The sequence below is a fragment of the Amycolatopsis balhimycina FH 1894 genome, from assembly GCF_000384295.1.
Lineage (GTDB): Bacteria > Actinomycetota > Actinomycetes > Mycobacteriales > Pseudonocardiaceae > Amycolatopsis > Amycolatopsis balhimycina.
Genome location: NZ_KB913037.1, coordinates 10099598 through 10122361, shown reverse-complemented (window position 1 = coordinate 10122361; position 22764 = coordinate 10099598). Strand labels below are relative to the sequence as shown.

The window sequence follows — 22764 nt, the reverse complement described above, 5'->3', positions numbered from 1 at the left end:
GAGGTCGGGTTACCCCTGCGCGAGGAGTTCGACACGCCGTTTGAGCGGCCGGCAAGCGGGTAGTCCGTCGCGGTGACTGCTTCGCTCGACTACACCGTGGTGATCCCCACGACGGGCCGGGAGACGCTTCGGCCACTGCTGGAAACCCTGCTCGGCGGGGAAGGCCCGCGGCCGGCGGAAATCCTCGTCGTCGACGACCGCCCGGGCGGGTCCGATCTGGACGTTCCCGGCGAAGTCCGCATACTCCGCTCCGGCGGGCGCGGCCCGGCAGCGGCCCGCAACCTCGGCTGGCGCACCGCGAAGAGCGAGTGGATCGCCTTCGTCGACGACGACGTCGTGCTCGCCCGCGACTGGCCCCGGCAGCTCGCCGGCGACCTCCTGCCGCTGCCACCGGACGTCGCCGCGTCCCAGGGCCGGATCACCGTCCCGCTGCCCACGGACCGGCGGCCCGCCGACGACGAGCGCGGCACCGCGGGACTCGAGCACTCGCGGTGGATCACCGCCGACATGGCCTACCGGCGCGGCGCACTCGCCGAAGCCGGCGGATTCGACGAACGGTTCCCGCGCGCGTTCCGCGAAGACTCCGATCTCGCGCTGCGCGTGGCCGAAGCCGGGCACCGGATCGGCCAAGGCGCGCGGCTGACCACACACCCGGCCCGCCGGGCAGGGTTCTTCTCCAGCCTGAAAGCCCAGCGCGGCAACGCCGACAACGCGCTGATGCGGGCCAAGCACGGCGTGCTCTGGCGCCAACGCACCGGTGCCGGCCACGGCAGGCTCGGCCTGCACGCACTGTCCACAGTGGCCGGTCTGGCCGCGCTCGCGCTGCCGGTGCTGCGGCAGCGTGGAAAAGCGCTGCTCGCGGCCGGGATCTGGGCCGGGCTGACCGCGGAGTTCGCGACCCGGCGGATCCTGCCGGGCCCTCGGACACCCGGCGAAGTCGCGCGCATGGTCGTCACCAGCGCGCTCATCCCGCCCGCGGCGTGCTACCACCGGCTGCGCGGGGAAATCGCGGCCCGGCGGCCCCGGCCGCCCGTCGCGGTGCTGTTCGACCGGGACGACACGCTGATCGTCGACGTCCCCTACCTGAACGACCCGGACGGCGTCCGCCCGGTGCCCGGGGCCGTCGAGCTGGTCCGCGGGCTGCGGGAGCGCGGAGTCCCGGTCGGGGTGGTGAGCAACCAGTCCGGAGTCGCGAAAGGACTGATCACCCCGGAACAGCTCGACGCGGTGAACGCCCGCGTCAAGGAGCTCTTCGGCCCGTTCGGCACCTGGCAGGTCTGCGTCCACGACGACGGCGACGGGTGTGCCTGCCGCAAACCCGCCCCCGGCATGGTGTTCCGGGCGGCCGACGAGCTCGGCGTCGATCCGGCGTCCTGCGTGCTCATCGGCGACACCGGCGCCGACGTCGACGCCGCTCTCGCCGCGGGCGCCCGCGCGGTGCTGGTGCCGACCGCCCGGACGCTCGAACCGGAGATCGCCAGGGCCCGCCGGGACGCCGCCGTCGCGCGGGATCTGTCGGAAGCGCTGCGCGTCGCCGGGTTCGCCGGATGACCCGGGTGCTCGTCGCCCGCCAGGACAACCTCGGGGACGTCCTGCTCGCCGGGCCCTGCGTCCGCGCGGTCGCCGCGTCGGCGTCGCACGTGACGCTGCTGGCCGGCCCGCACGGCCGCGCCGCCGCCGAACTGCTGCCGGGCGTGGACGACGTGCTGACGTGGACAGCGCCGTGGATCGACCCCGAGCCGCCGCCGGTGACCGCGGCGGACACCGGCGCGTTCGTCGCGCTCATCCGGGCGAAGTCGTTCGATCGCGCGTTGATCCTGACGTCGTTCCACCAGTCGCCGTTGCCGCTGGCGCTGCTGCTGCGGCAAGCCGGCGTGCCGTGGATCGGCGCGATTTCCGAGGACTATCCGGGCAGCCTGCTCGACCTGCGCCACCGCGTCGACGGCGATCCGCCGGAGCCGGTGCGCATGCTGTCCCTCGCCGAAGCCGCGGGTTTTTCGCTACCGCCGGACGATCACGGCGCCCTGGCACTGCGGCGCCCGCTGCCGAACACGAGCAGGCTGACCGGCGGCGGCGCGTACGTCGTGGTGCACCCGGCCGCGTCCGTGCCCGCCCGCCAGCCGTCCGCGGACTGGAGCCGGCGGATGGTGCGGGCGCTGGCCGGGGACGGGCACCGGGTGCTCGTGACGGGCGCGCCGTCGGAACGGCCCCTGACTCAGCACGTGGCCGGGACGTCGGCGGTGAACCTCGGCGGCCGGACGTCACTGGCCGAGCTGGCGGCGGTGCTGTCCGGCGCCCAGGTCGTGGTGGCGCCCAACACAGGCCCGGCGCACCTCGCCGCGGCGGCGGGCACGCCGGTGGTGTCGCTGTTCGCCCCGGTGGTGCCGCCGCAGCGATGGGCACCGTACGGCGTCCCCACGGTGGTGCTCGGCGACCAGCAGGCACCCTGCCGGGCCAGCCGCGCCCGGGCGTGCCCGGTCCCGGGCCACCCCTGCCTCGACACGATCGACCCCGCAGACGTCTGCCGCGCGGTCACCGCGCTCGCCCAGCCCGGCGTCGTCCCACCGGTCCCGGCGGCGGCAACGTCGTGAACGACTCTTTCCTGTCGTCCGGCGACAGGAAAGAGTCGTTCACGACGGCACCGGTCTGCTGGCGCGCCGCACCATGACTCTCCCCGCCGAGGTGAAAGCAGCCTGTAACAAAAACACGCACGCCGCGACCCTGAGAGCGGTCAGCCCACGAGGGGAGCGTGCGAATCCATGGCCCGGTCGGCGACACAGCGAAGCCGGGATCTCACGCTGCGCAGGCTGCCTGTCCTGCGCTGGACCGGCGAAAGCAGCCTCGGCGAGGTGTACGAGCGCGCGGAACAGGCCGCCCATGACGCGATCGACTGGTACCCGACGGAGAAAAAACGCAAAGCCCGCTGGTCCAGAGGCTTGCCCACGGCAGAGCAGGAATCCCAGCTGACCGGACCGCAGCTGCCACCAACCCCGGCGAAGGCGGAAAACGGAGGGCTGGGCAGTGCACGGATTTGAGCAGACCCCGCTGTGGCGGCACACCTTGGCGCCGCAGTCCACGGATGATCCCGAACGGGAACCTCGGGAGCACCTGCGGTCGGCTTACCTGCAGTTCCGCTCGACCGTCGAACCTCTCGCCGCCGAGATCAGCCGATCCATGCCGATGTTCACCGATCACTCGATCACTCACGTGGACGCACTGTGGGACACCGCCTCGCTCATCTGCGGCGAATCCTTCCCCCTGAACGCCGCCGAAGCGTTCGTGCTCGGAGGCGCGTTCCTGCTGCACGACCTCGGGATGGGACTCGCCTCCTACTCCGGCGGCTTGACCGCGATCGAAAACGACCCCCAGTTCGACGACCTGATGGCCAGCGCCCTGGCCCGGCTGCGACGCACGGATCCGTCGGCTCGCGGGGCGGCACTCGAACGGTCCGCTCGCGAGCAGACCGTCGCCGACCTGCTCCGGCTCCGGCACGCGGAGCAGGCCGAGCGGCTCGTGGCCACGACGTTCACCACATCCGACGGCGAAGGTTTTTACCTGCTTCAAGATGTCGTGCTCCGGCAGACGTTCGGGTCCATGATCGGCCGGATCGCCCACAGTCACTGGTTCGACGTGTCGGACCTCCGCGCCTTCGAACAACCCCAGGGCTCGTGCATCGACCACCCGACTTCCTGGGAAGTCGATCCGCTCAAAATCGCCTGCGTGCTCCGGCTCGCCGACGCGGCGCACGTCGACCAGCGGCGGGCGTCACCCTACCTGCACGCTTTCCGCAAACCGACGGGAACGTCCCACGACCACTGGTACTTCCAGGAGCGGCTGACCCGGCCACGCGTGCAAGCCGACCGGCTGGTGTACACCGCGACCCGGCCCTTCGGCCGCGACGAAGCGGCGGCGTGGTGGCTCGCCTACGAGGTGATCCGCACCATCGACAACGAACTGCGCCGAGTCGACGCGCTGTGTGCCGATCTCGACCGCCCGCGCTTCGCGGTCCGGTCCGTCGCCGGCGCCGATTCTCCCGCCCGCTTGGCGCTCTACATCCGCACGGATCTGTGGGAGCCGCTGGATGCCCGGCTGCGCGTCAGCGACGCGACCCAGCTGATCGCGAACCTCGGCGGCAAGGATCTCTACGGCAACAAACCCGAAGTCGCCATCCGTGAGCTGGTGGCGAACGCCGCGGATGCCACGAGGGCGCGGCGTGTCCACGAAGGCGACTACGGCGGCGCTGCCACGATCCGGCTGTCCTCGGAAGACGGCGAGTGGTGGCTCACCGTCGAAGATCACGGTATCGGCATGGCACCGGAGACGATGGTCACCGCGCTCACGGACTTCGGGCACTCCCGCTGGCTCGCCTCCGACATGCTCAACGACTTCCCGGGGTTGCTGGGCAAGGGCTTCCAGCCCACCGGCCGGTTCGGGATCGGGTTCTTCGCGGTCTTCATGATCGCCGACCAGGTCGAGGTGCGCAGTCTCGGCTACGACGAGGCACCGCGGTCCACCCACGTGCTCGAGTTCCGCCACGGCGTGACCGGCCGGCCGATGCTCCGCCAAGCCGACTTCCACGAGCGGCTGCGCAACAGCGGGACGCTCGTGCGGCTCAAGCTGCGTGAAGCTCCCCGTACCGAAGAAGGCCTGTTCCAGACCACGAACCGGCGCCTGTCGGAGACAGAACTGCTGCACAGCAGGATGACGCGGCTGTGCGCTCTGTCCGACGTCGACATCAAGGTCCAGGGTCCGGACGACTCCCAGCCGGTCCGGATCATCCAGGCCGACGACTGGCGCCGGATCAGCCGCAGCGAGCTGTTCCGCCGGGTGTACCGGCGTGAGGAGGCCAGCCACCTCGATCGCGTCGTGTACGACGGGTATGAGAAGGTCTTCATCGACCGTGCCCGGGATCTCCACGACCCGGACGGGAACCTCATCGGCCGCGCGATGATGGCGTCGGGCTGGGAAATCATCCATCCCGACCTACGTTGGATGCAGCCGCCGGAAGCCTCCATCTACGTCGGTGGTCTCTACGCCGACGAGATCAAGTTCTGCATGGGCGTCTTCTGCGGGTATCCGCTGACCGCCGACCGCCTCCGGGCGTTTCCGCTCGCGGATTCGGCCGAGTTCCGGCGGTGGCTGGAGGCACAGGCCGATTCGGTGGGTGAGGGCAAGTGGTCCGACCCCGTGGATCTCTGGTACGCCGGGTACCTTGCGCGGGGGCTCGACGCCAGCGCCCCACGACTTCCGTGCGCGCAGAGCACCCGGGGCCAGCTCAACGCGCACGAGCTGCGGGAATGGCTGCAGGGTCGCGGCGAAGTTTTGCTCGTCGCAGGTGCGAGCGTCAACTGGTTCGGCCAAGCCGGGCGAAGCACACAGTTCTTCACCTTCGAAGGCATCGGCGTCGAAATTCCTGACCACGCGTTGATCGTGGGACTCAACCCCGCCTGGTTTTACCCCGAAGAAGTACGACCACGTCCGCGGGACGAACGGTTTGTCGATGCGGTCGAGCCGCCGTCCGGCTGGGATGCCCGGACGTGGTGGTACGACACCGGCAACTTCGGTTCCGTCGGCTTGGTGGTGCGGACGATCGCCGAGCTGTGGGAGATCGACATCGTGGAAGCGGTGAACCTCATGGAGCCGCTGGCCATGCAGGACGACTGCGACCACCGGCCCCTGCTGGAGACCGCGGACGGCGCAGGACTGCACGTCACGGCGATCCGGATGCGCCGACCGGGCACGGACGACATCGGCGAATCTCGATAGGGAACACGCTGCGGCACCGGCTGTTCCCCCTCCGGGTGCAGCCGGCGCACCGTGCGTCCGGGTGGTGGGTCAACGGTTGCAGCTGAGCCGAATTCGACCCGGTGTCCAGCACCGCGAGCCTCGTCCGGCTGGTGTACGCGCGGGCGGCGTGTTTAGTCCTCGGCCGAGGTGGTAGCCAACCGGTGACGAAAGGAGATGCCCGTGTCGCTCCCGGCGCCCCTGCCCGCGGAAGCCGCCTCGCCACGGCGCGCTGTCGTCACCGGTATCGGCCGCTCGGTCGCGGAGGCCCTCGCCGACGGCGGCCTGCTCCTGATGGGTGCCCAGCACGAGACCCCCTACCGCGACTGGCGTTCCCCCTGAGACCAGGGGCCCGCGTCCTGGCTGCAGGGACCGGCGCGGGTCCCGGCCGCGGGCCGGGCGGCGGCTTCCCAGCACGCCGCCCGGCCCCTTCCACTCCCTCGTTTCCCACCCCTCCGGCGGGTAAAAGGAGGCACCATGACGACCGGCGAACCGGCGGCGGCGGGCGAGCCGACCGTCGTCGTGCATCACCGGCTTCACGCGGACTTCGCGGTCCCGTTCCCGTGGCTGCGCCGCGTCCTGGGCCCGGGCAGCGGCCTGGAACTGGACGCCGCCGGCCTGCGCGTCCGGTTCGGCCCGTGGCTGCTGGAGACTCCGCTGAGCAATCTGGCCGGTGCGGAGGCCACCGGCCCGTACCGCGTCTTCCGCGGCCTCGGCGTCCGGCTTTCGCTCGCCGACCGCGGCCTGACCTTCGGCACCACGACCCGAGGCGGCGTGTGCCTCCGGTTCCGGGAGCCGGTGGCCGGGATCGACCCGTGGGGCCGGATCCGCCACCCCGGCCTGACCGTGACGGTCGCCGAACCGCAGCTGGTCGCCGAAGCCGTCAACCGGATCGTGGCGGGCGCATGACGACCACCCGCATCCTCGCCGTGGCCCTCGACTGCCGTCAGCCGGACCTGCTCGCCGAGTTCTGGGAAAAGGCACTGGGGAACGGAAAGACCCGGACGTGGACCGACTCGCACGGCCTGACCTACCGCCAGATCGACTTCGCCGACGGCCCCGCGCTGTTGTTTCAGCCGGTCCCCGGAGAGAAGGCCGGAAAGAACCGGCTGCACCTCGACCTCGCCCCGGTGGGCCGCGACCAGCGGGCGGAGGTGGAACGGCTGGTGATGCTCGGGGCGAAGGTCCTCGACGACCCACCCGACGACCCGTGGATCGTCCTCGCCGACCCGGAGGGGAACGAATTCTGCGTGCTCCCGCCGCGTTAGCTCAGGAATGGCCCTCAGGCAGCGGGACGGTGTCGCCGGCATGGGCGGCCAGGCGTTCGTCGAAGCCGTCCGGGGCCCCGGCTCTGCGGAACCCCGGCGGATCCGGCTGTCCCGGGTACTCCTCGCCGTAGAGGTCCCGCACGAACGCCACCACGGTCTCGGGTGGCGGCAGGACGTCCCCGCCGAGGTAGGCGAGCACGATGACGTCCTCGCCGGTCGCCGACTCGACCGCCGCCGCCCAGCCGTCCCGCTCGTCCCACAGCAGCGCCGTCTCGTGGCCGGGGAACCGCGTGAGCCGCCGCTCCAGCGCGAGGTAGGCGCCGGCGGGTGCGTCGACGTCGCAGAACCAAGCGGGCACGTCCAGCTTGGCCGCGACGGCCAGCAGGTACTGCCTCAGCCCGCGCGCCGCCGCGCCGAGCCCGTCCCGTTCGATCATCGCGCCTGCCCATCCGCTCGGTGCCCCCGCCCGGTGATACCCCGTCACCCACTCGGTCAACCCGGCGTTCCCCAGGTGGAGCAGCACGTCACGGCCCGTCCAGTGTGGATTCCCGACGGTCACCGGCCGAGCAGCCGCAGCACGTCGTCGTCGCCGGTCTGGCGGAAGTCGGCGTACCACTGGCCGACCGCGCGAAATTCCGGCGGTTCGGCGACGCAGACGACGTCATCGGCCTCCTCCCGCAACCGCGCGGCCACGCCCGGGGCGGCGACCGGCGTGGCGAATACGAGCGTCCGCGGGTGGGCCGCCCGGATGTCCCGCAGCGCCGCGGTCGCGGTGACGCCGGTGGCCAGCCCGTCGTCGACGAGAAGGATGTCACGGCCGGTCAGGCGGATCGGCGCCCGGCCGGCGCGGTAGCGCTCGAGCCGGCGGCGCGCCTCCGCCCGCTCCCGGCTCTCCGCCCGCGCCATCCGGGCCGCCGTCAGCTTCAGCGTGCGCAGGATGGCTTCGTCGTAGATCGCCGGGCCGTCGGCGGTCACCGCCCCGACGCCGTACTCGCGCCGCCGCGGCGCGCCGATCTTGCGAGCCACCGCGACGTCCAGTTCGGCGCCAAGCCGGCGGGCGACCACGGCGGCCACCGGGACGCCGCCGCGGGCGAGCCCGAGCACGAGCGGGTCGGTCCAGTCGCGGCGCCGCAGTTCCGCGGCGAGCCGCCGTCCGCCGTCTTCGCGATCGGCGAAGACCCCGGACATCAGTGGCGGCTTCGCCCGTGCGGCTCGGAACACCGGCGGGAACCGCTCAGGGACGCCATTCGTCGCGCCAGTCGGGGTGGGCCTCGTACACGGACGCGATCAGCTTGACCGAGGCGTCGTCGTGGGCGTCGCGGATCTCGCGGCGCAGGAACTCGGCCTTCTCGGCGAAGGGCACCGGGTGCCGGTCTTCCATCGCTTCGACCGGCCCGCCGGCGAGCAGCAACCCGTCACCGTCGTCGGCGTACATGATCCGGAGCCGCCCGCGCCGCTCGGCCTCGTCGATCAGCGGCAGGCTGCCCGCCCGGAGACGCTCTTCGTCCTCCGCGAGCCGGGCGAGCACGAATTCGTCGAGCTTCGCGGTCGTGGTGTCGTCGAGGTTCGTCATACGCCAGGGTTACCCGGACGGCGACCGCCGCACACCCCCGCTCAAGCGTTCGCGCGCGAGAGCCGCCTGGCCACCGCGAACCCCGTCCCGAGCAGCACGGCACCCCCGGTGATCCACGGCCACAGTGGCATCGAGCCGTCGCCGCCCGGACTCGCCGCCCCCGCGGCGGCCGGCACCGCGGCCGCCGGTACCGCCTGCTCCGGGCCCGCGACGGTGAGCCGGAACGGGACCGAGCCGGAAACCGGGTGCCCGTCGGCGGAGGTGACCCGGTACCGGATGGTGTAGACCCCCGCCGGGCCGAGCGGGCGCAGCGGCGCGGACACCCGGGCGTCCACAACGGACGCCGGGCCGGCCTCCCAGTGCGAAGTGCCGTCGGGCCCGAGAACGGCGAGTTCGGTGAACTGGTTCTCGACGGGCTCGTTGAACACGAGCGCGGCTTCGGCCGGGGAAGTGGCGACGGCCGCGTCCTTGGCCGGAGTGCTGGACACCAGGACGCTGTGCGCGTCCGCCGCGGGCGCGCCGAGCAGGACCGCGCAGCCGGCGGCCGCCAGCGCGGCGGCGATCCGGACGCGGAAAGGCAAGCGGGAAGTCATGATTTCCTCGCGTTCTGGGAATTCGGGCGACAGGGGAACCGTAACGAGCACGCCCGGCCTCGCAACGGAAGCCGTGAAACGGCTGTGTTAAGCAATTCTCACCGCCGCACCGGACGACCACCCGCGAACCGGGCAAACCGGGCGACTACTCCAGTGGTTCGCCACCCCAGCCACCCGAACGGCGCAGCATTCGGGGCGTTCGGCGCAACTTCTCACCGTCGCGAGCTGCCGGCGAGGCTGTCGAGTTTACCTGGCCTTCATGTGAAGATCACCCTCTGAAACGTGACGGCTGGTTTTCTGCTCCCCACATCCCGTTCTTTCCCACCGCTCCCGGATTCCGGCACATCCCTTTTCCTGGGAGTGGATTCCCGTTCTTTGGAGGACGAAACCGTGCGAGGACCCGCCCTGCGCCGTGACCACGTCATCGCCGCGAGCCTGGCCGGCGCGGTCGTGATCGTCGTCGGCTACGCGTCCGGCATCGGCCTGCGTCCCGGTGGCACCGCCGATGCGGCCACCCCGCCCGTGGTCGCGGACGGCGGGCACCCCGCCACCCCGGCAACCCCCGGCACGCAACCACTTCCGCCGGGACTGCCGCCGTCGGACGTGCCGCCGGCCCCGCTGCCCGCGGTCCCCGTCGGCGACCAGCCGGTCCAGACCATGCCGTCGATGCCGGGCGACATCGGCGTGGTGCCGGCCCCGGCCCCGGAGCCCACGGAGCCCGGCTCGCCGGAACCCACGCCTCCGCCGACGACGCCGGTGCCACCGGGCACCGACGTGCCCCCGTGCCGGCCCGGTGTGCCGCAGCAGGTGCTGGACACCGTCGGCGGGCTGCCCCTGCTCGGCTCCGTCACCACCGGTCTCGGGGTGACCGGGCCGGACGGCGTCGGCGCGCTCGTCCTCGGCTACTGCCGCGCGACCGACGGCGGCCTGGAACCCGCGATGGTCCCCGCCGGCGCCGTCGGCGTCCCGGCCACGACCGTCCCGAGTGGACGGTGAGCGTGGAACCCGTCAAGGCCTGGTACGTGCTCGCCCGCACCGTCGACTACGCCGGCCTCACGCTGTTCGCCGGCGGGCTGCTGTTCCTGGCCGTCCTGTGGCCCGCGGGGGCAGGCCACCGCGGCGCCCGTTCGGTGCTGGTGGCCGGCTGGCTCCTCGGCCTGCTCGGCACGCTCGCCGGCCTGGGCCTGCAAGCGGCGTGGGCCGCGCAACGCCCGCCCGGCGACCTCCTCGCTCTGGACCTCCTCGGCCAGGCGCTGGACAGCCAGTTCGGGCGGATCTGGTTCGCCAGGGCGCTGCTCTGGCTGCTCGGCGGGGTGGTGCTGGCCTGGCTGCTGCAACGCGGCCGGGTCGCCGCGACGGCGTTGCCCTGGCGCGTCGGAGCCGGCGCGGTCCTGCTCGGGCTGCTCCGCACGACCGGGCTCACCGGCCACGCGGTGGAAAGCACCCGGCCGTGGCTGACCCAGCTCGCGGATCTCGCCCACCTCGCGGGCGCCTCCGCGTGGATCGGCGGTCTCGCCGTGCTGCTGTTCGGCGTCCTGGCCCGTCGTGACCCCGAGGAGCTCGCCACGGTCGTCCCCCGGTATTCGAAGCTGGCGATGACGTCGGTCGCCGTGGTGGTCACCGCGGGCGTGGTGCTCGCGTGGCAGACCATCGGCAGCATCGGCCGGGTATTCAGCACGACCTACGGGCAGACCCTGCTGGTCAAGCTCGCCGTGCTCGCCGTCGTGCTGCTCATCGCCCAGGCCAGCCGCAGCTGGGTGGGCCGCCGTCTCGACTTCGCCGTCGTCCTGCGCGGGGACGCCGGCACCGTCCGCCCGTTCGTCTATTCCGTCGCCGCCGAGACCACGCTCGTGCTCGTGGTCCTCCTCGCGGCGAGCTTCCTCGTCACGGCCAGCCCCGGCCGTTGATGGCCCTGTGAAAGGAGTCTCTCGATGGACAACCCCAACCCCGCCGCCCCCGAGCAGCCGGAGGTGGAGCGGCGACGGCGGAACTGGCCGATCGCCGTGGCGATCCTCGCCCTGGCGACGGCGTTGTTCAGTCTCTCCACGCTTCGCGGCGGGCAGACCGAACAGGCCGCGCCGAGCCAGGCCGCGAACGTCGACCTCGCCGCGCTGGCCCAGCAGGGCCCCCTCGCGGTCCCGCTCTACCAGGGCCTCGCCGCGGAACAGGCCGGTGGCGCCGCGGCGCCGGCTGCCGCGCCGTCGACGAAGTCCGTCGAGGCGATGGGCTACAAATTCAGCCCGGCGAGCCTGACCATCTCGGTGGGCGACACGGTGACGTGGACCAACCACGACACCGCACCGCACAACGTCGTGGTCACCGACGGGCCGGAGAAGTTCACCTCGCCGACCCTGCAGACCGGGCAGACGTTCAGCCACACCTTCACCAAGGCCGGGACCTACTCCTACTACTGCTCGATCCACCCGGACATGAAGGCCACGATCACCGTGACCGGCGCGGCCCCGACCACAACCCCGCCGACCTCGGCCCCGACGTCGGCGCCGACCACGACCCCGACCCACTCGATGCCGATGCCGTCCACCCCGGCCGGCGGCGGCTCCTGCGTGCCGAAGGCGGCCCTCCAGCCGATCATCGACCACATCAAGAGCGCGCACCTGGAGACCTCACCGGGTCAGCAGGTGCAGGACATCCTCAACCTGGACCAGTACATCAAGACCCACACGGTCTGGCTGGAAACCGTGCTCGCCCCGGCGTTCGACGGTTCGGGCAGCAAGGTCCTCACGGACACGCTCGCGCCGATCGTCGCGCACATCAAGAGCGCGCACCTCGACGAGTCGCTGGGCCAGCAGGTGACCGACCTGCTGAACCTCGACCAGTACATCAAGACGCACACGGTGTGGCTCGAAAACGTGCTCACGCCGCTGCTGAACCAGGCGAGCTGCTGAGGTTCGCCATCCCCGCGGGTGGCCCGGTTTCCCAGCCGGGCCACCCGCTCCCTTCCCCGGAGGCCATCCCCATGACCGACACCGCCGTCCTGCCGGCGATCGGCTACACCCTGCGCCGCGACCGCTGCGTCATCGAGGTTTCCCCGCGGCCGCCCCTGGTCCGCGGCCGGCTCACCGCGACCGGCGGGCACTGGACGCCCGGCTCGACGCTCACGGTCACCTTCGATCCCGGCTCGCTGCGGACCGGAATCCCCTTCCTCGGCCGGGCGTTCCGCGGTGGCGAACTCACCTTCACCGCCGACGTAGTCGGCGAAGATCCCTTCCTGGCCGAGGGCCGGGTGGCCGGCCGCGAGGTCCGGCTGTGCGGGGAGGTCCGGCACCGGGACGAACAAGGTGTGGTCGTCTGGGCGGTGGGAGTCGTCCCCCCGGTCCGGCGGAAACCGCGGCGGGCGGGACGGCTGGTGCGGCTGCTCGCCCGGCGGCGGCTGCGCGTCGAGATCGCGATCGAGTTCGTCCGATGAGGCGCGCCGCCCTCGTCGTCGCCGGCCTGCTGGTGTTCCTGAACCTGCCGTTCGCGGGCCAGGCCACCGCGGCGACGCAGCAGGTCATGATGCAGGACTACGCCTTCTCCCCGGCCGCGCTGACCGTGCGCGTCGGCGACACGGTCACCTGGATGCAGCACGACCAGGCGCCGCACGACGTCGTCACGACCAGCGCGCCGGTCGCGTTCCGCAGCCCGCAGCTGTCGGCCGGCCAGAGCTGGAGCTACACGTTCCGGCAGCCCGGGACCTACCAGTACTACTGCTCGGTGCACCCCGACATGCGGGCCTCGGTGACGGTCCTGCCCGCACCCACGACGGCGGCCCCGAAACCGGCGCCGACCACGCCGGCCGCGGCCAAACCGGCGCCGGCCCGGACCACGACGCCCGCCGCGGGCCCGGCCGGCGCGGCGCCGGTGACCACTCCCCCGGCCACCACGCCACCGGCCGCTCCGGCGTCCACGCCCCCGGTGGTCCAGCAGGCGGCCGCGGCGACCCCACCCACCCTGGACCCGATGCTGCTGGTCGCCGGGCTCGTCACCGGGATCGCCGTGCTGTGCCTGCTCCTGCTGGGCTCGCGAAGGGCGTGAATTCCTGTCCGGAACCTGTCCCGGGAAAGGACTGGACCACTGTGACCGATCCCTGAAAATGGAAGCATCGCCCTTCGGAGTGGAAGGTGGCCGATGAACTTCCTCGTTCCCTTGCTGAGCCTGGTCATGGCGGCTACTCCGGCCGCGGTGCCCGCCGCCGCCCCGATCTGCGGAAAATACTGTGACGCCAGGGATCCCGCGTTGTCACCCGGTGACCGCGAAGGGGCCTCGGCGACCGCCGGGTCACGCCGGATCTCCCTGCACTTCGACGACGGCGACGACATGGGCTGGGCGGCGATCACCGGCGGCGCGGCCGGCGACCACGTCTGGCTGGACCGGTCGTTCGACGCCGGGCGGACATGGGCGTCGGGCAGCAAGCTCGGCGACACCGCGACACCGTCCGGAGCGACCGGCTGGCGGACCCTGATGTACAACGCCGACGACTGGGCGAACAAGGGCGTCGGGCTGCTGCGCGCGTGCGGGCAGCCCACGGGGTCCGGGACCATCGCCTGCACCGGCTGGGCCCGCCCGACGTGGAACGCCTGGGACCGGCGCACCGCGGCCGCCACGGCGCTGATGGAGCGCTACAACCTGAGCACGGGCCTGTTCGACACCACCGGGTGGTGGAACTCGGCCAACGCGCTCACCGCGATCATCGGCAACGTCCGGGTCAGCGGCATGGGCAGCTACCGCTACGCGATCGACACGACGTACACGAAGAACCTCGCGGCGCAGGGCGGCAGCTTCCGCAACGACTACCTGGACGACACCGCGTGGTGGGGCCTGGCGTGGGTGGACGCGTACGACCTGACCGGCGACAGCAAGTACCTGAGCACAGCCCGCGCCGACGCCGACCACATGTACGCCTACTGGGACGGCGTCTGCGGCGGCGGGGTCTGGTGGAACACTTCGCGGGCGACGAAGAACGCCATCCCGAACTCGCTGTACATCCAGCTGAACGCGGCCCTGCACAACCGGATCCCGGGCGACACGGCGTACCTGGCGCGCGCTCGCGCGGGCTGGACGTGGTTCTCCGGCAGCGGCGTGATCAACGGCGCGAACCTGGTCAACGACGGCCTCGACATGTCGACGTGCGCGAACAACGGCCAGCCGGTCTGGACGTACAACCAGGGCGTGCCGCTGGCGGCTTTGACCGAGCTGTACCGCGCCACCGGCGACGCGGGCCTGCTGACGAAGGCCCGCGCGATGGCTTCGGCGTCGACGACGAACGCGGCGCTGAACCCGGGTGGCATCCTCCGCGACCCGGGCGAAACGGCGGGTGGCGGCGGCCTCGACGGTCCGACGTTCAAGGGCGTGTACGTCCGGGACCTCGCGGTGCTGAACGCGGCCCTGTCGGATCATCCGTACACGGGCTACCTGCAGCGCCAGGCGAACTCGGCGTACGCGAACGACCGGACCAGCGCGGACGCGTACGGACTGCTGTGGGCAGGCCCGTTCGACCAGCCCGACGCGGCCCGCCAGCAAAGCGCCCTGGACCTGATGAACGCGGCGCCGTGATCAGCCCCGCAACTCGCGTGATCAGACCCGGATCTCGCGTGATTGAGGCCGTAACTCGCGAGTTACGGCCTCAATCACGCGAGTCACGGCCCCGGACACGCGAGTTCCGGGCTCAGTCACGCGTCAGAGCGTCTTCTCCAGGCGGCCGGCCAGCAGCCTGATGAACCGCGACGGGTCGGCCAGCTCGCCACCCTCCGCCAGGAGCGCCATTCCGTACAGCAGCTCGGCCGTTTCGGCCAGGCCCTCGTCGTCCGGCCGCGACGCGTGCGCCTCGCGCAGGCCCGTCACCAGCGCGTGCTCCGGGTTGAGCTCGAAGATCCGCTTGATCGGCGGCAGCTCCTGCCCCATCGCGCGGTACATCTTCTCCAGCGTCGGCGTCAGGTCGTGCGTGTCGCCGACGATGCAGGCGGGCGACGTCGTCAGCCGCGACGACAGGCGGACCTCCTTGACCGTGTCGCCCAGGGCCGTCGCCATCCACGTGAGCAGGCTTTCGAAGTCCTTCTTCTGCTGCTCGCGGGCGACCTCGGTGGCCTTCTTGTCCTCGTCCGACTCGAGGTCGACCTGGCCCTTGGCGATCGACTGGAACTGCTTCCCGTCGAAGCCCGGCACCGCGTCGACCCACATCTCGTCGATCGGGTCGGTCAGCACCAGCACTTCGTAGCCCTTGGCCCGGAACGCCTCCATGTGCGGCGAGTTCTCGATCGCCGACCGCGATTCGCCGGTCATGTAGTAGATGTGCTGCTGGCCGTCCTTCATCCGCTCGACGTACGCACGCAGCGACGTCGGCTTCTCGGCGTCGTGCGTCGACGCGAAGGACGAAATCTCGAGAATGGCTTCGCGGTTCTCGAAGTCGTCGAGCAGGCCTTCCTTGACCGCGCGGCCGAACTCCTGCCAGAACGTCGCGTACTTCTCGGCGTCGGCGGTCATCATCGTCTTGACCGTCGAGAGGACCTTCTTGACCAGGCGGCGGCGGATCAGCTGGATCTGCCGGTCCTGCTGCAGGATCTCCCGCGAAACGTTGAGCGAGAGGTCCTGCGCGTCGACGACGCCCTTGACGAACCGCAGGTACTCGGGGACGAGCGACTCGCAGTCGTCCATGATGAAGACGCGCTTGACGTAGAGCTGCACGCCGCGCTTGCGCTCCCGCATGAACAGGTCCATCGGCGCGCGCGAGGGCAGGAACAGCAGCGCCTGGTACTCGAACGTGCCCTCGGCCTGGAGCCGGATCGTCTCCAGGGGGTCCTGCCAGTCGTGGCTGACGTGCTTGTAGAACTCGTGGTACTCGTCCTCGGAGACCTCGCTCGACGACCGCGCCCACAGCGCCTTCATCGAGTTGACGGTCTCGGCCTTGGCGTCCTCGCCCTCGCCCGTCATCCGGATGGGCCAGGTGATGAAGTCGGAGTACCGCTTCACGATCTCCCGGATCTTCGCCGGGGACGTGTAGTCGTAGAGGTGGTCCTCGGCGTCCTCGGGCTTGAGGTGCAGGGTCACCGCGGTGCCCTGCGGCGCGTCCTCGACCGGCTGGATCGTGTAGGTGCCTTCGCCGGTCGACTCCCAGCGGACGCCCTCGGCGGTGCCGGCGCGGCGCGTCATGAGCGTGACCTTGTCCGCGACCATGAAGCTCGCGTAGAACCCGACGCCGAACTGCCCGATCAGGTCCTGCGACGCCGCGGCGTCCTTCGCCTCCTTGATCTTGGTCAGGAAGTCGGCGGTGCCCGACTTGGCGATCGTGCCGATCAGGGCGATCACTTCGTCGCGGGTCATGCCGATGCCGTTGTCCCGCACCGTCAGGGTCCGCTCGGCCGGATCCGTCTCGATCGTGATGTGCAGGTCGGCCGTGTCCGCGTCGAGGTCCTTGTCGCGGTACGACTCCAGCCGCAGCTTGTCGAGGGCGTCGGAGGCGTTGGACACGAGTTCCCGCAGGAAGGTGTCCTTGTTCGAGTAGATCGAATGGATCATCAGCTGGAGCAGCTGACGCGCTTCCGACTGGAATTCCAGCGTCTCGATCGGGGTGGTCACTTCCGTTCCTTTCCGGTTCGGCGAGGGTGGGTCGATCCTACCGAGCGGCGCCGGGGGGCATCGACGCGACCGGCGGTCACGGGGCGTTTCTTCCGTACGCGCCCGCCGCGGTGAAACACGATTGACGCAGCTCAGGCCACTCGGCGACGATGATCCGTACCAGAGAGAAGCCGCCGGCCGGGCGGCTTTCCGCGTATTCGAAGCAGAAAGAGGTGCGCCGTGAAGGTTCTCGTCCTCAACGCCGGCTACGAGCCGCTGCAGACCGTTTCCGTCCCGCACGCGATCCGCATGCTCGTGCGGCACGTCGCCGAGATCCACGAGGCCGAAGACGGCCTCGCCTACGGGCTGTTCCCGCGCCCCAAGATCGTGCGGTTGCTGCGGTACGTCGTCATGAAGTGGCGATATACGCAGCCACCGCGCTGGTCCCGGCGCGGTGTGCTGGTCCGGGACGGGCACCGCTGCGCGTACTGCGGGCAGCGCGCCACCACGATCGACCACGTGCGGCCGATCAGCCGCGGCGGCGACCGGACCGACTGGCTCAACACCGTCGCCGCGTGCGGCGGCACGGCCCGCAGCTGCAACGCCCGGAAGGCGGACAAGCTGCCGGGCGAGGCCGGGATGAAGCTCCGCTTCGCCCCGTACGTCCCGACGTGGGACCAGCTGCACCGGCCCGGCGCCTGAGCGCGACCTGTCCGTCGGCATTCCGGCGGGCAGGTCGCTAAGCTCGAACCGATCGTCTTCCGCACCCGTGTGTCCGGTGGGAAGGCCGGGAGGTCGTCGTGACCGACGCAGGAGAGTTGATCGCCGGGCGCTACCGGCTGGCCGAGCGGATCGGCCAGGGGGCGATGGGCGTCGTCTGGCGCGCCCGCGACGAGCGGCTCGACCGCGTGGTCGCGGTGAAGCAGCTGGACTACGACCCGGCCATCGGGCAGGCCGCCGGTGACCAGGCGGCCCTGCGCGCCCTGCGCGAAGCGCGGCTGACCGCGCGGCTGCGGCACCCGCACGCGGTCACGGTGCACGACGTCGTCGAGGTGTCCGGCGAGCCCTACCTGGTCATGGAGTACCTGCCGTCGCGCAGTCTCGCGGACATCCTGCTCGACCGGGACAGGCTGCCCGCCGACGAGGTGGCCCGCATCGGCGCGCAGATCGCGTCGGCGCTCGCGGCCGCGCACGCCGAAGGCGTCATGCACCGCGACGTCACGCCCGCCAACGTTCTCATCGGCGAATCCGGCGTCGCCAAGATCGCCGACTTCGGCATTTCCCGGGCGACCGGCGAAGGACTGGTGACCGGCGGCGGCTTCATCGCCGGCACTCCCGCCTTCCTGGCCCCCGAAGTCGCCGGCGGCGGCGAAGGCGGCTTCCCGGCGGACGTGTTCGCGCTCGGCGCGACGCTCTACCGCGCGCTGGAGGGCACGCCGCCGTTCGGCACCGACGACAACCCGATCGCCCTGCTCCTGAAGGTCGCCAAGGAGGAGGTCATCCCGCCGCGGCACGACGGGCCGCTCGCCGAGGTCCTCGGCCGGCTCCTGCGGCGCGATCCCGCGGAACGCCCGACCATGGTCGAAGCCCAGGAGCTGTTCGAGGCGGTCACCGAGAACCGTCCGCTGCCGCCGTCGCGGCCCCGGCGGACCGCGACCCGCCTGATCCGCGTCCGGCGTTCGCGGCGCCCGATCGTCCTGGCCTCCGCGGCCGGTGCGGTCCTGCTGGCATTGGGCGTCGTGATCGGGACGGCGCTGGTCCCGGACGGCACGGCCACCGTCGCGGCGCCGGTCTCGTCCTCTCCTCCCGGCACGACGCCGCCGTCCCCGACGACCACCACCGACCTGGGCTGTGCCGCCCGCTACGAGGTGACGAACTCCTGGCCGGGCGGCTACCAGGTGGAGGTGACGGTCCGCAACGACCACGGCGCCGGCCTCTCGGGCTGGCGCGTCCTCTGGACGTTGCCCGCCGGGCACCGCATCAGCGACCTGTGGAACGGCAGCTTCACCGTCGAGGGTTCGGCGGTGACGGTGGAAAACGCGTCCTGGAACGCGAAGCTGGACGCGAGCGGGTCGACGACGTTCGGCTTCATCGCCTTGACGCAGAGCGGAAGCGGCGGCGCCCGCCCGTCCCTCACCTGCCGGACTCTCTGAGCACCCGAAAGCACCTGTTCCCCCGGCCGCGTGCTCTGCGATAGTCGGAGCGCGGCCTTCGGGGAGGCATCGTGCACATCAGGTCCAGGCGCCGGTCGATCCGTTTCGACGGACACACCGTCACGCTCAGCATCGCGACGACGAGCTGGGGAATCGTCCCCGACGACACCAAGAACCGGTTCCCGGTCGCGAAGATCACCCGGGTCGAGCACAGCCCGGCGACGGCGTGGAAACCGGGCAAGATCGTGTTCGTGACCCCGGATTCGTCCCCCGACGTCGTCACGAATGTGCCGATGTTCGCCGACAAGCTGGCCGGCAACGCGTTCCAGTACGACTACGGCGACCGCAAGAAGGTCGCGGAATTCCTCGCCGAGCTCGAGAAGGCACGCGCCCAGGGCTAGCGTCGCCACGGTGCGTCGCTGAGCCGATCGGCGTAATTCCGGCAAGATCGTGAACGTCCTTCAACGGTCGAGGCAACTGGTTCTCCGGAAGTGTGCTCAGCCATCACACGGAGGCGCCAGTGCGAAGAAGCTCGTCCATCATCGGGGTCCTGCTCGCGGGCCAGGCGGGCCTGGCCGGGCTCGCCCCGCCGTCCGCGGTCGCCGCGATCCCGCCGTCGACCGCGACGCTCGTCACCGGAGACCGCGTCACCGTCCGGACCACTCCGGACGGCCGTGACACGTTCGAGGTCCAGCCGGCCGCCGGGAAAGGCATGGCGCGGGCGCTGGTGCACCTGCGGCTCGGCGGTCGCGCCTACGAGGTCCCCGGTACCGCGCTCCCCTACCTCGGGCGTGGGCTGGACTTGAGCCTGTTCGACGTCAAGGCCGTGCTGGCCGGCGCGAAAGCCCCGGCCGACACCAGGACCTTCGGCGCCGCCCTGGCGAAGCAGTTCAAAGAGGACAACGCGCGCGGGCATTTCGGCGGGCAAGGCCTCTTCGCCGGTGGAGCGAGCTTCGCGCTCTCCGGGACGCCGAAGCGGCAAGCCGTCCAGCCGCGGTCGGTGATGCGCACGGTGTCGGTCGACGCCACCGACATCGGCGGGAAGCCGGCCGGCACCGGTATGGCGTTCCTGTACAACACCGACGACGGGAACCTCCTCGACCTGGACGAAACCCTGAACTACTTCTCGGGCGGCACGGCGAAGTTCAGCGTGCCGGACGGGAACTACAGCGCGCTCGGCGTCTTCTGGACGGCCGACGCCGACGGCAACCCGACCGAGCTGCGGTTCAGCGCGCAGCCCGAGTTCGCGGTCAAGGCGGACACGACCGTCCGCGTCGACGCGAAGCGCGCGTCCAGCAAGGTGACCTGGGTGACGCCGCGTCCGGCGCTGCTCGACGACAACGGGTTCCTGTTCCGCCGCGCCGCGAAGACGGGGCCGGCACAGGTGATCGACTTCGACGCGGGGCCCGGCGTGCCGATTTCGGTCTCCCCGACGGCCGTCCCGGTGCGCACCGGGGCCCTGCAGACCTACCCGTACAGCAGGCTCGTGTCCCCGCCCGGACCGGGCACGCCGTACGAATACGTGGTGCAGAAGGCGGCCATCGGCACGATTCCGCAGCAGTGGTACGTGATCACGGCGAAGGACGTCGCCACCGTCAACGCCGCCTACTTCAGCGAGTACGCCACGATGGGGCTGCGCCAGCGCAGCGGCATCTTCTCCTTCGAGGACGGCGGCGGCCGGCCGGCGCACGCGATCGAGCTGCCCCGGAAGCAGACGGAGTACGTCTCGGCCGCGCCGGACCTGATCTGGTTCGGCGCGCTCTCGAAGTACGTCGTGCCCGGGCCGGATCCCCGCTGGGCCGGGGCTCAGTACGAAGCGTTCCACCTCTACCAGGGCGGTTCCACCGTCACGGAGGACTGGAACCGGTTCCCGCTGCACGCGGCGGGTCGCGTGGCGCTGCTGCCCCTGACCGAAGGCCGGGCCCCGGAGCAACCGGCGGCCACCCGGGCGGGTGACCTGCTGCGGCTGGCGGTCACCCCGTTCAGCGACAACCAGGCCGGCCATACCGGGTTCGGGTTCGTCGCCGAGCCACGGGACACGCTGACCGGGCACTACACGCTGACCCAGGACGGCGCGAAGCTCGCGGAGGGCGGCGCCACCGCCGGGTCGACCGCGGTGAGCTTGGCCCAGGAAGTCGCCCCCGGGCCGTCGACGCTGGGCCTCACCATCGACGCGAGCCGCACGGGCCCGATGTACGCCCTCAGCACGGCGAGCCACACCGAGTGGACGTGGAAGTCGCAGCACGTCGACGGCAGCACGCTGCCGACGGCGCTGTACTGCAGCGCGCGTGGCCAGGAGCGGTCGTGCGCGGTCGAGCCGATGCTGACGCTCGGCTACTCGGTCGGCGGGCTGCGTCTGGACGGGTCTGCCCCGCGTGGCCCGCAGAGCTTGGACCTCACGGTCGGGCACCTGCAGCTGAGCACCGCTTCGCCGGTGACGGCCGCGACCGTGCAGTACTCGACGGACGGCACCACCTGGCAGGACGCGACCATGTCACCCCGCGGCGACGGCGTCTTCCACGCGGACTTCACCGCGGCCACGGACGTCTCGCTGCGCGTCACGGCCACCGACGCCGCCGGGGCGACGATCGCCGAGACGATCACCGCCGCCTACCACGTCTATCCGTACTGAGGGGAATGTCCACAGTGAACACATTGATTCGCGCGCTGACGTCGGTGTGCGCGGCGGCGGCCATCGGGTGCGCGGTCGCCCCGGCCGCGTCCGCGGCGCCGGTCCCGCGCCCGGCGTGTCCCGACACCGGTCCGGACGTCCTGCGGTGCCTCACGACGTACACACCGGGTGCGGCGCGCACCCTGGTCGACGGCCCGGCCGGCTGGGGTGCCGGCGACCTCGCGTCGGCCTACCGGCTGCCCGGCCAGCCGGGGCCGGACACCGTCGTCGGCATCTCGATCGCCTATGACGCCCCGAGCCTGGAGGCCGACCTCGCCGCCTACCGGACGCAGTACGGCCTGCCGCCGTGCACCACGGCGAACGGCTGCTTCCGGAAGGTGAACCAGCAGGGCACGCCGGCTCCCCTGCCGCCGGAGGACTCCGGCTGGGCGATGGAGTCCACATTGGACGTCTCGATGGTGTCGGCGGCGTGCCCGTCGTGCCGGATCGTCGTGGTGGAAGGCCATTCGCCCGGGTTCGCCGACCTCGCGGAGACGGAGGACACAGCGGTCCTGCTGGGCGCGAAGGTGGTGTCGAACAGCTACGGCGCGCGCGAAGGCAGCACTCCGCTGGCCTTCGCGAGCCACTACCAGCACCCGGGCGTCACGGTCGTGGCGTCCTCGGGCGACACCGGTTTCACAGCGGCGAGCTATCCGGCGGTGGTGGCCTCGACGATCGCCGTCGGCGGGACGTCGCTGGCCCGCGACCCGGACTCCCCGCGGGGCTGGACGGAGTCGGCGTGGCGACGCGGCGGCAGCGGCTGTTCGGCGTACATCGCGAAACCGGCGTGGCAGGCGGACACCCACTGCGCCAAGCGAACGGTAGCGGACATCGCCGCGGTGGCGGAGGACATCGCCATCCACTTCGCCGACGCCGGCGGCTGGATCAGCGTGAACGGCACCAGCGCCTCGGCGCCGTTCGTCGCCGGGCTGGCCGGCCGGTCCGGGCACGCGGGAGCGGTTCAGCCGGCCGGCCTGTACGCCAAGGCCGGTTCGTTCACCGACGTGACCACGGGCAGCAACGACCGGACGGGCACGGGCCAGAAGTGCGGCGGCGACTACCTGTGCCTCGCGGGCCCGGGTTACGACGCTCCGACGGGCGTCGGCGTCCCGGACGGCCTCGCCGGCTTCTGACGGCGAGCAGGCATGTCATGAACGACTCTTTCCTGTCG

At 71.6% G+C, this 22764-nt stretch carries 23 protein-coding genes; 18 read left to right on the top strand and 5 right to left on the bottom strand.

Translation table 11 applies throughout. The annotated features are described in order from the left end of the window. Positions 1-72 precede the first annotated feature (72 nt). The 7 genes from A3CE_RS0146655 (at position 73) to A3CE_RS0146630 (ending at position 7052) form a co-directional block, all read left to right on the top strand. Positions 73-1551: an HAD-IIIA family hydrolase gene (locus tag A3CE_RS0146655; protein WP_020647015.1), complete on the top strand. Its 1479-nt coding sequence runs from the start codon at positions 73-75 to the stop codon at positions 1549-1551. Further along, complete coding sequence (locus A3CE_RS0146650) at positions 1548-2591, top strand: glycosyltransferase family 9 protein (protein WP_020647014.1); 1044 nt, start codon at positions 1548-1550, stop codon at positions 2589-2591. The genes A3CE_RS0146655 and A3CE_RS0146650 overlap by 4 nt, the downstream gene beginning before the upstream one ends. 168 nt (positions 2592-2759) lie before the next feature. Continuing rightward, a complete protein-coding gene (locus A3CE_RS57130) occupies positions 2760-3035 on the top strand; it encodes a hypothetical protein (RefSeq protein ID WP_125591410.1) in 276 nt (91 codons plus the stop codon). Further along, positions 3022-5766 (top strand): HD domain-containing protein, encoded by a 2745-nt coding sequence (locus tag A3CE_RS53855; RefSeq protein ID WP_020647013.1) that lies wholly within the window; start codon positions 3022-3024, stop codon positions 5764-5766. The genes A3CE_RS57130 and A3CE_RS53855 overlap by 14 nt, the downstream gene beginning before the upstream one ends. A gap of 201 nt (positions 5767-5967) precedes the next feature. After that, a complete protein-coding gene (locus A3CE_RS57125; RefSeq protein ID WP_245589730.1) occupies positions 5968-6126 on the top strand; it encodes a hypothetical protein in 159 nt (52 codons plus the stop codon). A 135-nt stretch (positions 6127-6261) separates the two neighbouring features. Continuing rightward, complete coding sequence (locus tag A3CE_RS52925; RefSeq protein ID WP_020647011.1) at positions 6262-6693, top strand: hypothetical protein; 432 nt, start codon at positions 6262-6264, stop codon at positions 6691-6693. Beyond that, entirely contained in the window at positions 6690-7052 is a 363-nt protein-coding gene (locus A3CE_RS0146630; RefSeq protein ID WP_020647010.1) for a VOC family protein, read from the top strand. Before A3CE_RS52925 ends, A3CE_RS0146630 begins: the two co-directional genes overlap by 4 nt. Position 7053: 1 nt before the next feature. Here the strand turns inward: A3CE_RS0146630 and A3CE_RS0146625 are convergent, their stop codons facing one another. The 4 genes from A3CE_RS0146625 to A3CE_RS0146610 all read right to left on the bottom strand — a co-directional run bounded on the left by A3CE_RS0146625 (position 7054) and on the right by A3CE_RS0146610 (position 9218). Further along, positions 7054-7488, bottom strand: a complete 435-nt coding sequence (locus A3CE_RS0146625) for a DUF6292 family protein (protein ID WP_020647009.1) — start codon at positions 7486-7488, stop codon at positions 7054-7056. Between the two features lie 119 nt (positions 7489-7607). Next, the gene (locus A3CE_RS0146620) at positions 7608-8240 is read right to left on the bottom strand and encodes a phosphoribosyltransferase (protein WP_043793245.1); all 633 of its coding nucleotides are present in this window, start codon (positions 8238-8240) and stop codon (positions 7608-7610) included. Between the two features lie 46 nt (positions 8241-8286). Further along, entirely contained in the window at positions 8287-8625 is a 339-nt protein-coding gene (locus tag A3CE_RS0146615; RefSeq protein ID WP_020647007.1) for a DUF6221 family protein, read from the bottom strand. A gap of 41 nt (positions 8626-8666) precedes the next feature. Next, the gene (locus A3CE_RS0146610) at positions 8667-9218 is read right to left on the bottom strand and encodes a copper resistance CopC family protein (RefSeq protein ID WP_020647006.1); all 552 of its coding nucleotides are present in this window, start codon (positions 9216-9218) and stop codon (positions 8667-8669) included. Positions 9219-9608: 390 nt separating this feature from the next. On the opposite strand from A3CE_RS0146610, the gene A3CE_RS0146605 reads away from it, so the two are divergent. The 6 genes from A3CE_RS0146605 to A3CE_RS0146580 all read left to right on the top strand — a co-directional run bounded on the left by A3CE_RS0146605 (position 9609) and on the right by A3CE_RS0146580 (position 14771). Further along, the gene (locus tag A3CE_RS0146605) at positions 9609-10214 is read left to right on the top strand and encodes a hypothetical protein (protein WP_026469534.1); all 606 of its coding nucleotides are present in this window, start codon (positions 9609-9611) and stop codon (positions 10212-10214) included. 2 nt (positions 10215-10216) lie between these two features. Continuing rightward, the gene (locus tag A3CE_RS0146600; RefSeq protein ID WP_026469533.1) at positions 10217-11125 is read left to right on the top strand and encodes a copper resistance D family protein; all 909 of its coding nucleotides are present in this window, start codon (positions 10217-10219) and stop codon (positions 11123-11125) included. Positions 11126-11149: 24 nt separating this feature from the next. Beyond that, on the top strand, positions 11150-12124 hold the full coding sequence (locus A3CE_RS0146595; RefSeq protein WP_020647004.1) for a cupredoxin domain-containing protein: 975 nt from the start codon (positions 11150-11152) through the stop codon (positions 12122-12124). Between the two features lie 71 nt (positions 12125-12195). Further along, entirely contained in the window at positions 12196-12645 is a 450-nt protein-coding gene (locus A3CE_RS0146590) for a hypothetical protein (protein WP_020647003.1), read from the top strand. Next, entirely contained in the window at positions 12642-13253 is a 612-nt protein-coding gene (locus A3CE_RS0146585; RefSeq protein WP_020647002.1) for a cupredoxin domain-containing protein, read from the top strand. Before A3CE_RS0146590 ends, A3CE_RS0146585 begins: the two co-directional genes overlap by 4 nt. Positions 13254-13346: 93 nt before the next feature. After that, positions 13347-14771 carry a glycoside hydrolase family 76 protein gene (locus A3CE_RS0146580; protein ID WP_020647001.1) on the top strand — a complete coding sequence of 475 codons (1425 nt, stop codon included), beginning with the start codon at positions 13347-13349 and terminating at the stop codon, positions 14769-14771. 123 nt (positions 14772-14894) lie between these two features. Here the strand turns inward: A3CE_RS0146580 and htpG are convergent, their stop codons facing one another. Further along, positions 14895-16790: a molecular chaperone HtpG gene (htpG, locus tag A3CE_RS0146575; RefSeq protein WP_020647000.1), complete on the bottom strand. Its 1896-nt coding sequence runs from the start codon at positions 16788-16790 to the stop codon at positions 14895-14897. Positions 16791-17009: 219 nt separating this feature from the next. Here htpG and A3CE_RS0146570 point away from each other — a divergent pair, with 219 nt between their 5' ends. The 5 genes from A3CE_RS0146570 to A3CE_RS0146550 all read left to right on the top strand — a co-directional run bounded on the left by A3CE_RS0146570 (position 17010) and on the right by A3CE_RS0146550 (position 22726). Beyond that, positions 17010-17471, top strand: coding sequence for an HNH endonuclease (locus A3CE_RS0146570; RefSeq protein ID WP_020646999.1), 462 nt, complete (start codon positions 17010-17012; stop codon positions 17469-17471). A 98-nt stretch (positions 17472-17569) separates the two neighbouring features. Next, positions 17570-18922, top strand: a complete 1353-nt coding sequence (locus A3CE_RS0146565) for a protein kinase domain-containing protein (protein WP_026469532.1) — start codon at positions 17570-17572, stop codon at positions 18920-18922. A gap of 71 nt (positions 18923-18993) precedes the next feature. Continuing rightward, the gene (locus A3CE_RS0146560) at positions 18994-19323 is read left to right on the top strand and encodes a hypothetical protein (protein ID WP_020646997.1); all 330 of its coding nucleotides are present in this window, start codon (positions 18994-18996) and stop codon (positions 19321-19323) included. Positions 19324-19442: 119 nt separating this feature from the next. Continuing rightward, positions 19443-21554, top strand: a complete 2112-nt coding sequence (locus tag A3CE_RS0146555; RefSeq protein WP_020646996.1) for a hypothetical protein — start codon at positions 19443-19445, stop codon at positions 21552-21554. Between the two features lie 14 nt (positions 21555-21568). Beyond that, positions 21569-22726 (top strand): S53 family peptidase, encoded by a 1158-nt coding sequence (locus A3CE_RS0146550; RefSeq protein WP_020646995.1) that lies wholly within the window; start codon positions 21569-21571, stop codon positions 22724-22726. The last annotated feature ends 38 nt before the right edge of the window (positions 22727-22764 follow it).